The organism is Collimonas fungivorans (genome assembly GCF_028292705.1).
In the GTDB taxonomy this organism is placed as follows: Bacteria; Pseudomonadota; Gammaproteobacteria; order Burkholderiales; family Burkholderiaceae_D; genus Collimonas; species Collimonas fungivorans_B.
Map to the genome: position 1 here is coordinate 1 of NZ_JAQGLV010000142.1, position 9,577 is coordinate 9,577.

8 protein-coding genes are annotated in these 9,577 nt (G+C 60.5%); 3 read left to right on the plus strand and 5 right to left on the minus strand.

Annotated elements, in window-relative coordinates:
* A partial coding sequence (aceB, locus tag JWQ61_RS06980) for a malate synthase A (protein ID WP_304359891.1) occupies window positions 1-1,304 on the minus strand: 1,304 nt, incomplete at its 3' end.
* Window positions 1,305-1,571: 267 nt separating this feature from the next.
* Here aceB and JWQ61_RS06985 point away from each other — a divergent pair.
* Both JWQ61_RS06985 and JWQ61_RS06990 read left to right on the plus strand, forming a co-directional pair.
* Window positions 1,572-2,477 (plus strand): LysR family transcriptional regulator, encoded by a 906-nt coding sequence (locus tag JWQ61_RS06985; RefSeq protein ID WP_120235596.1) that lies wholly within the window; start codon window positions 1,572-1,574, stop codon window positions 2,475-2,477.
* A gap of 376 nt (window positions 2,478-2,853) precedes the next feature.
* Window positions 2,854-3,552, plus strand: a complete 699-nt coding sequence (locus tag JWQ61_RS06990; RefSeq protein ID WP_304359896.1) for a TerC family protein — start codon at window positions 2,854-2,856, stop codon at window positions 3,550-3,552.
* Window positions 3,553-3,607: 55 nt separating this feature from the next.
* Here the strand turns inward: JWQ61_RS06990 and fghA are convergent, their stop codons facing one another.
* From fghA to alr, 4 genes are all read right to left on the minus strand, one after another.
* The gene (gene fghA, locus JWQ61_RS06995; protein ID WP_304359892.1) at window positions 3,608-4,456 is read right to left on the minus strand and encodes an S-formylglutathione hydrolase; all 849 of its coding nucleotides are present in this window, start codon (window positions 4,454-4,456) and stop codon (window positions 3,608-3,610) included.
* Window positions 4,456-5,562, minus strand: coding sequence for an S-(hydroxymethyl)glutathione dehydrogenase/class III alcohol dehydrogenase (locus tag JWQ61_RS07000; RefSeq protein WP_304359893.1), 1,107 nt, complete (start codon window positions 5,560-5,562; stop codon window positions 4,456-4,458). Before JWQ61_RS07000 ends, fghA begins: the two co-directional genes overlap by 1 nt.
* A 67-nt stretch (window positions 5,563-5,629) precedes the next feature.
* A complete protein-coding gene (gene radA / locus JWQ61_RS07005; protein WP_092393914.1) occupies window positions 5,630-7,000 on the minus strand; it encodes a DNA repair protein RadA in 1,371 nt (456 codons plus the stop codon).
* An 83-nt stretch (window positions 7,001-7,083) separates the two neighbouring features.
* A complete protein-coding gene (alr, locus tag JWQ61_RS07010; protein ID WP_304359894.1) occupies window positions 7,084-8,160 on the minus strand; it encodes an alanine racemase in 1,077 nt (358 codons plus the stop codon).
* Between the two features lie 197 nt (window positions 8,161-8,357).
* On the opposite strand from alr, the gene lplT reads away from it, so the two are divergent.
* The coding region (lplT, locus tag JWQ61_RS07015; protein WP_304359895.1) for a lysophospholipid transporter LplT at window positions 8,358-9,577 on the plus strand (1,220 nt) is incomplete at its 3' end.

Genomic DNA, 9,577 nt, shown 5'->3' on the forward strand with positions numbered 1-9,577 from the left:
TTGCCGGCCAGCCAGGCGCCCAGGTAATGGATGCCGACGTTGATGTTGTAGCGCAGGCCGGCTTCGGTGATCGGCGCTTCCGGCTTGAAGTCGAGCAGGTCGGCGGCGCTGACGTTGACGTCTTCGCGCTGCTTGCTGATCTGGTTCGGCTTGTCGCCCAATACCTTCTTGAATTCGGTCATGGCCAGTTCAACCAGGCCCGGATGGGCCACCCAGCCGCCGTCGTAGCCGTCGGTGGCGTCGCGCGCCTTGTCGACGCGCACGCCGCCCATGGCGATGTCGTTCTTTTCCGGATCGTTCTTGATCGGGATCAGCGCGGCCATGCCGCCGATCGCCGGCGCATTGCGCTTGTGGCAGGTCTTCAGCAACAGCAAGGCATACGAACGCATGAACGGCGCGGTCATGGTGACCTTGGCGCGGTCGGCCAGGCAGAAGTCCTTGTCCAGCTTGAACTTCTTGATGCACGAGAAGATGTAATCCCAGCGGCCGGCGTTCAGGCCAGAGCTATGCTCGCGCAGTTCGTACAGGATCTCGTCCATTTCGAAAGCGGCCAGGATGGTTTCGATCAGGACTGTCGCCTTGATCGTGCCTTGCGGCAGGCCGAGTTCGTCCTGGGTCATCACGAAAATATCGTTCCACAGCCGCGCTTCCAGGTGCGATTCCAGCTTCGGCAGGTAAAAATACGGGCCGGCGCCGCGCGCCAGTTGTTCCTTGGCGTTGTGGAACATGAACAGGGCGAAATCGAAAATGCCGCCGGAGACGCGCTTGCCGTCGATCAGCACATGTTTTTCATCCAGGTGCCAGCCGCGCGGACGAACCACCAGGGTGGCTATCTTGTCGTTGAGTTTGTAGGACTTGCCGTTCTGTTCCAGCGAAATCGTCTTGCGGATAGCGTCGCGCAGGTTGATCTGGCCGGTGATCTGGTTATCCCATACCGGCGAGTTCGAATCCTCGAAGTCGGTCATGTAGGCGTCGGCGCCCGAGTTGAAGGCGTTGATCACCATCTTGCGCTCGACCGGGCCGGTGATTTCGACGCGGCGGCATTCCAGCGCGGCCGGGATCGGCGCGATCTTCCAGTCGCCGCTGCGGATGTGCGCGGTTTCAGGCAGGAAGTCAGGACGCTCGCCGGCATCCAGGCGCGTGGCGCGCTCGACCCGCACTGCCAGCAATTCCTGACGGCGCGTTTCGAATGCGCGGCTCAGCTTGACGACCAGCGCCAGCGCTTCGGGGGTCAGAATCTCCGCGTATCCGGCGCCGATGGCGCCGTTGATTTCCATACCGGCGGGCAGTGTCAGTTGAGTCATGCTTTACTCCTGTTGGTTCTATGAATTGATTGGTGTCTTGGGCCAAGCTTGCCGCACTAGCCATTGTGCAGCGCTACATTCTGTTTTTTACCATGCCGGATATGTTAAATCCTGAATGGCATTATCTAATTTTTACGCTATATAGTATATTTAAACCAAATCATCATAGGTGAAACGATTTATCATTTGATCTATGCGTTTTAGTCACAAGTGGGCATATTATAGCGCCAGTTACAACTCCGACTTCCAACAAACCGGTTCGGCGACATGGATCAATTCAAGCAGATTTCCACTTTTGTCGAGGTAGCCGCCAAGGGCAGCCTGTCCGCAGCTGCGCGCGCCGAAGGGATCGCCCCTGCCATGATCGGCAGGCGCCTGGATGCGTTAGAGGAACGCCTCGGTGTGAAGCTTTTGCAACGCACCACCCGCAAGATCGCATTGACCAACGAAGGCGAAGCCTTCCTGGAAGACTGCCAGCGCATCCTGTCCGACCTGGAAAACGCCGAATCGGCGGTCTCCGAGCGCAGCGCCCACGCCAGCGGCCATCTGCTGATTTCAGCGCCGGCCGGTTTCGGCCGGCAGCACGTAGCGCCGCTGATGCCCTCCTTTCTCACCGAGCACCGCGACGTCACCCTCACCCTCAACCTGAACGACCGCGTGGTCGACCTGATCGGCGAAGGCATAGACGTGGCGATCCGCATTGCGTCGCTGTCGGACTCGTCGCTGGTCGGCGCCAAGCTGGCCGACAACAAGCGCATCGTGGTGGCCTCGCCGGCCTATATCAAACGGCACGGCAAGCCGCGCACCGTCGACGACCTGCAAAAGCACAATTGCCTGGCGATCAGCAGCGAAGGCAGCCAGCGCGGCTGGAGCTTCCGCCAGAACGGCAAGATCGTCACCGTCAGGGTCGCCGGCAACATGGTCTGCAACGACGGCCAGGTGCTGCACGACTGGGCACTGGCCGGCAAGGGACTGGCCTGGCGCTCGATGTGGGAAGTCGGCAGCGAGATCGAATCCGGCAAGCTGGTCACGGTGCTGGATGAATTCGCCGCCCCCGGTAACGATATCTACGCGGTGTTTGCGCAGCGCCGCCACCTGCCCTTGCGGATCCGGGTATTCGTCGATTTCCTGCGGCGCGCCTATGCCCAGCCGGATTACTGGCGCCACGGCTGAAACCACGGCCCCTCAGGGCCGGTTAACATTTCTTGCTTTTGGAAAATTGGTATATAATCATGCCCAGCTGCACGGCCATTCGCGTGCAGCGCCCTCTCAAAGGGGAGTAGCTCCTGAATATTGCATGACGCGTAGCTTTATAGGCCGTCCCAATGTTTTGCAAGGTAGTCGTCATCACGGAACAGGCATATCGCCTGCGCCCGGTTACCCTGGCAGCATCGCTGTTGAGCAAGACCTTTGTCAGCATGGATTCCATGCAGGCAATGTGTCGCTTATTTTATCTAAATGAGCTCCTCGCTACTCCTGCTGTTATCCACGCTTGAGGTTATTCGTTAACCCTGTTGGAGACTTTATGGATTTTTCTGGTTTACTCTCAATGCTAGGCATGGCCGACTGGAATGCCGGCGCTTTTTTCGCCGCGCTGCTGGCTATCGTCGTCATTGATCTCGTGCTGGCTGGCGACAACGCCATCGTGATTGCGATGGCGGCCCGCAGCCTGCCCGACCACCTGCGCCGCAAGGCCATCCTGTGGGGTACCGCGGGTGCGGTCATCACTCGCGTACTGATGACTATCGGCGTGGTGTGGCTGCTCAAGATCCCAGGCCTGCTGCTGGTCGGCGGCCTCGCCCTGCTGTGGATCGCCTACCGCCTGCTGACCCAGTCGGATGACGGCGAAGCGCACGGCGTGAAAGCCACCACCATGGCAGCCGCGCTGAAAACCATCATCATCGCCGACACCGTGATGGGCATCGACAACGTGCTGGGCGTGGCCGGCGCCGCCAAGGGCAGCATGGCGCTGGTGATCATCGGCTTGCTGATTTCTGTGCCTATCATGGTCTGGGGTTCGACCCTGGCGCTGAAGCTGATCGAACGCTTCCCGCTGACGATCTTCATCGGCGCCGCGATCCTGGTCTACACTGCGATGCACATGATTGTCACCGAACCGGTCCTGCAACCGTTCTGGGACAGCCTGCCGGGCCTTAACTATGCTGCTTACGTGATTGGTTTTGTGGTCGTGCTGGGCGGCGGCTGGCTGGTTTCGAAACGGCGCGACGGCGCCAAGGTTGCCGAGTGATATAGAAAAATGCGATGTAAAAGCCCCGCCGGTCAGGCGGGGCTTTTTTTTCGGCTCAGGATTGTGCGTTCAATATCCGCTGGTGGAAAGCCAGGTGGTCTTCGACCATGGTCGAAATGAAATAATAGCCATGGTCATAAGCGTCATGACGGCGCAGCGTCAGCTTCTGCCCTGCCTGCGCGCAAGCTGCTTCAAACCGTTCCGGCAATAACTGCTCGGCCAGGAATTTATCTCCCATGCCCTGGTCAATCAAGATCTCTTGCGGAAACGGCTGCGGCAAGTTCAGCATCAGCTGCGTCGCATCGTAATCCTGCCATGTCGCCGGGTCCGGCCCCAGGTAATTGCCGAACGCTTTTTGCCCCCATGGACAGTGGCTGGGCGCGGCAATCGGCGCAAACGCCGACACCGAACGGAATACCTCCGGATTGCGCAAGGCCAGCACCAGCGCGCCATGGCCGCCCATGGAATGGCCGAAGATGCCGATATTGTCGGCTTGCGCCGGAAACTCCCGCACTATGGTTTGCCGCAGCTCATGCAGTATGTAAGAGTACATCCGGAAATGCGCGGCCCATGGCGCTTGCGTCGCATCCAGGTAAAAGCCGGCGCCGTTGCCGAAATCCCAGCTGGCGTCGGCGCCGGTGATGCCGGTGTCGCGCGGGCTGGTGTCCGGCGCCACCAGCATGATGCCGTGCTGCGCCGCATAGCGCTGGGCGCCGGCCTTGGTCATGAAAGTCTCTTCGGTGCACGTCAGGCCTGCCAGGTAAAACAGGACCGGCACCGGACCCGAGCGCGCTTGCGGCGGCTGGAACACGGAAAACCGCATGGGCAGACCGATCTCCGCCGAAGCGTGGCGGTAAAACCCTTGCGTGCCGCCGAAGCAGGCGTGTTCGCTGATCAGCTCCATCAGTAGATCACCACCGAACGTATCGATTCGCCGCTCTTCATCAGGTCGAAACCTTCATTGATGCGTTCCAGCGGCAGGCGATGCGTAATCAGGTCATCGATATTCAGCTTGCCTTCCATGTACCAGTCGACGATCTTGGGGACGTCGGTGCGGCCGCGCGCGCCGCCGAACGCCGAACCCTTCCAGACGCGCCCGGTCACCAGTTGGAACGGCCGCGTGCTGATTTCCTGGCCGGCAGCGGCGACGCCGATCACGATCGACTGGCCCCAGCCCTTGTGGCAGCACTCCAGCGCCTGGCGCATGGTGGTGGTGTTGCCTATGCACTCAAAACTGTAATCGGCGCCGCCGTCGGTCAGGCCGACGATGGCGTCGACCACGTTTTCGACTTCCTTGGCGTTGATGAAATGGGTCATGCCGAACTTGCGCGCCATCGCTTCGCGCGCCGGGTTGATGTCGACACCGATGATCTTGTCGGCGCCGACCATGCGCGCCGCCTGGATCACATTCAGGCCGATGCCGCCGAGGCCGAACACCACCACATTGGCGCCGGCTTCCACCTTGGCGGTGAACAGCACCGCGCCGACGCCGGTAGTGACGCCGCAGCCGATATAACAAACCTTGTCGAACGGCGCATCTTCGCGGATCTTGGCCAGGGCGATTTCCGGCACCACGATGTAGTTGGAGAAAGTCGAGGTACCCATGTAATGGAAGATCGGCTTGCCGTCGATCGAAAAGCGGCTGGTGGCGTCCGGCATCAGGCCGCGGCCCTGGGTCGAGCGGATCGACTGGCACAGGTTGGTTTTCTGCGACAGGCAGAATTTGCACTGGCGGCATTCCGGCGTATAGAGCGGAATCACGTGGTCGTTCTTTTTCAGGCTCTTGACGTCAGGCCCGACATCGACCACCACGCCGGCGCCTTCATGGCCCAGGATGGATGGGAAAATACCTTCCGGATCGGCGCCCGACAATGTGTAATAGTCGGTATGGCAGATGCCGGTAGCCTTGATCTCGACCAGTACTTCACCGGCACGCGGGCCGCCCAGTTCGACTTCTTCGATGGTCAGCGGCTGGCCGGCTTTCCATGCAATGGCTGCTTTGGTTTTCATGTGATGACCTTTACCAGAATGTGTTTGCAAATAAGGGATTATTCGATATCCGCGATAATCCTGCCAATTACTCGGCGTCGCGTATCTTGCTCAAAGCGTCATCAATGCGTTCGACGCCAATCACTTTCAAACCTTCGATCTCTTGCTTCGGCATGTTTGCCTTGGGAATCATGGCAATCGAAAATCCCAGCTTGGCGGCTTCGCGCAAACGCTCCTGGCCGCGCGGCGCCGGCCGGATCTCGCCCGCCAGGCCAACCTCGCCGAACACCACCAGCCCGCGCGGCAGCGGCCGATTGCGCATGGAGGAATTGATCGCCAGCAGCACCGCAAGGTCGGCCGCCGGTTCGGTGATCTTGACGCCGCCGACCGCGTTGATGAACACATCCTGGTCGAAGGCGGCAATGCCGGCATGGCGATGCAGCACCGCCAGCAGCATCGCCAGGCGGTTCTGCTCCAGCCCGACCGACAGCCGGCGCGCGTTCGGCACATGCGACGCATCGACCAGGGCCTGGATCTCGACCAGCAGCGGCCGCGTGCCCTCCTGCGTCACCATCACGCAGGAGCCGGGCACCTGGTTGTCGTGCTGCGACAGGAACAGCGCCGAAGGATTCGAGACGCCCTTCAATCCCTTTTCCGTCATGGCGAACACGCCGAGCTCGTTGACCGCGCCAAAGCGGTTCTTGAATGCGCGCACCAGGCGGAAGCTGGAATGGGTATCGCCTTCGAAATACAAGACCGTATCGACGATATGCTCCAGCACGCGCGGCCCTGCCAGCGCGCCTTCCTTGGTGACGTGGCCGACCATGATGATGGTGATGCCCGACTGCTTGGCGACCCGCGTCAGTTGCGCCGCGCATTCGCGCACCTGAGCCACCGAACCGGGCGCGGAACTGAGCGCATCCGAATAGACGGTCTGGATCGAGTCGATGACCGCCACTTCGGGCTTATGCTCGACCAGGGTGTTGAGGATTTTTTCCAGCTGGATTTCAGCCTGCAGCTTGAGATCCTTGGCGTCCACCGCCAGCCGTTTGGCGCGTAGGGCGATTTGCGCACCGGATTCTTCGCCGCTGACATACAGCACTTTTTTCAGCTTCGACAGGTTCGCCAGCGCCTGCAGCAGCAAGGTCGACTTACCGATGCCGGGATCGCCGCCGATCAGCACCACGCCGCCGGCCACCAGGCCGCCGCCCAGCACCCGGTCGAATTCCTCGATGCCGGTGCCGAAGCGCGGCACGTCGATTGCTTCGATGTCGGCCAGGGTCATCACCGGGGCGGTCTGCGCCAGGCCCTGGTGCTGGTTTGAAAAACGGTTGCCGACCGCCTCCACGATGGTTTCCACCAGCGTGTTCCATTGCCCGCACGACGGGCACTGGCCGGTCCATTTATTGGCGACGCCGCCGCATTCGGTGCAGGTGTAATTGGTTTTAGCTTTGGCCATTCGGTTCTACAGTCTCGTTTCTACATCAAGGTTATCAGTGGGCCTACATAAAGATATCATCGGCGCGCAGGCGCACGGCGCCGTCACAACTCCACGACTTTAACCCGGACAGCCAAAGCGCACATCAATTCATATCCTATAGTGCCGGCCGCATGCGCCACCTCGTCGATAGGCAAGCCATTGCCCCACAAGGTCACCGCGCTGCCCACCCCGGCGCCCGGCACGCTGGTGAGGTCGACCGAGAACATGTCCATCGACACCCGGCCGACAGTGACGGTGCGCACACCGTCGACCAGCACCGGCGTGCCGTTCGGCGCATGGCGCGGATAACCGTCCGCGTAACCGCAGGCGACCGCGCCGATGAGCATGGGCGCGGAAGCGACAAAACGGCTGCCGTAACCGATGGCGTCGCCGGCGCCTATGCGCTGGACGCCGATGATCTTGCTGCTGAGCGTCATCGCCGGCTTCAGGCCGAACTGTTCGGCGCTGGCGCCGCCGGGAGTAGCGCCATACAGCATGATGCCGGGGCGCACCCAGTCCGATTTCAGCTCCGGATGCATCAGGTCGGCGGCGGAATTGGCGATGCTGCGTTCTTCGTTCAGTCCCGAGACACCCTGCTCGAATTGCTGCACCTGCTGCTGCAGCGGCAGGCCGGGATTCAGCGGATCGTCGGCATTGGCGAAATGGGTCATGAGCGTGATCTTGCGCACCGCGGGAATCGCCCGCAAGCGCTGGTAGGCGGCGCGATAGGCTTCCGGCTTGAAACCGAGCCGGTTCATGCCGCTATTCATTTTCAGGTGGACATCCAGCGGCCCCTTCAGCGCGGCCTGCTCCAGCCAGGCGATCTGTTCGTTGCAATGCACGGCGAAGTCGAGCCGGGCCCGCACCACAGTCTCCAGGTCCGCGGCATCGAAAATGCCTTCCAGCAGCAGGATCGGCTTTTGCCAGCCCAGCTCGCGCAGGCGCAGCGCGTTGTCCGGCTCGATCAGCGCCAGCCCGTCCGCCTCCGCAAAACCGCGTATGCCGCGCTCCAGGCCATGGCCGTAGGCATTGGCCTTGACCACCGCCCAGATTTTGGCGGCGGGCGCATGCGATTTGGCAATGCGCAGGTTGTGATGCAGTGCAGAAATGTCTATGGTGGCGACTAAGGGTCTGGGCATGAATGTGCGGAATTTGTGAAGATTCGTGGAGCTGCCTATTTTACCGGATGCACCGGCAAGCAAGGATTGGCAATCCCCATAACTCAACTAAAATTCTGCTGAACGTTTTCTCTTTTGCATGTCTCATAATCACGAATCGGTCATATTTTCATGGTATAAAGCAGGCCGGGGACACATTGTTACATTCTGGGATGCGGATGAATCGCGGTTTTTACACCATCATGGCAGCGCAGTTTTTTTCTTCGCTGGCCGACAACGCCCTGCTCATAGCGGCAATCGCCTTGCTGGCGGAAATGTCCTCGCCGGGCTGGATGACGCCGCTGCTGAAACTGTTTTTTGTCCTGTCTTACGTGCTGTTGGCCGCTTTTGTCGGCGCTTTCGCCGATTCGCTGCCCAAGGGCCGGGTCATGTTCATCACCAACATGATCAAGATCGCCGGCTGCCTGATGATGTTCACCGACGTCCATCCGCTGATCGCCTATGGCGTGGTCGGCTTCGGCGCGGCGGCATATTCGCCGGCCAAATACGGCATCCTCACCGAATTGTTGCCCGCTGAAAAACTGGTGGCCGCCAACGGCTGGATCGAAGGCCTGACCATGGCTTCCATCATCCTCGGCACGGTCCTCGGCGGCGCCCTGGTCAGTCCCCACGTCGTCTCCATCTTGCTACAGTGGCACATACCGATTTTCGACTGGCACCTGAACACGCCGACCCATGCGGCGTTGATAGTGATCGGCTTGCTGTACATCATTGCAACCGTCTTCAACCTAAAAATCCCTGACACCGGCGCCCGCTATCCGCACCAGCAGCGCCGGCCAAGCAAGCTGATCGTGGATTTCGCCAACTGCTGCGCAATCCTGTGGAAAGACAAGCTGGGGCAGATTTCCCTGGCCGTCACCACCCTGTTCTGGGGCGCCGGCGCCACCTTGCAGTTCATCGTATTGAAATGGGCTGAAAAATCGCTGGGCATGCCGCTCGACAAGGCTGCCATCCTGCAAGGCGTGGTAGCGTTCGGCGTGGCCATCGGCGCTGGCGCCGCGGCGCGCATGATTCCGCTGAAAAAATCGCTGACGGTAATGCCCATGGGCATCGTGATGGGCCTGGTCGTGATGGCCATGACCGTGGTGCACTCGGTGTGGGTGGCTTACCCCCTGCTGATCATCATCGGCGCGCTGTCAGGTTATTTCGTGGTGCCGATGAATGCGCTGCTGCAGCATCGCGGCCACGTGCTGATGAGCGCCGGCCACTCGATCGCGGTGCAGAATTTCAATGAAAACCTGTCGGTGCTGACCATGCTGGTGCTGTATGCGCTGATGATCAAGATCAACCTGGACGTGAATATCGTCATCCTGCTGTTCGGCTCGTTTGTCGCCTGCATCATGTTTCTCATCATGCGCAAGCATGCGGCCAACCAGCG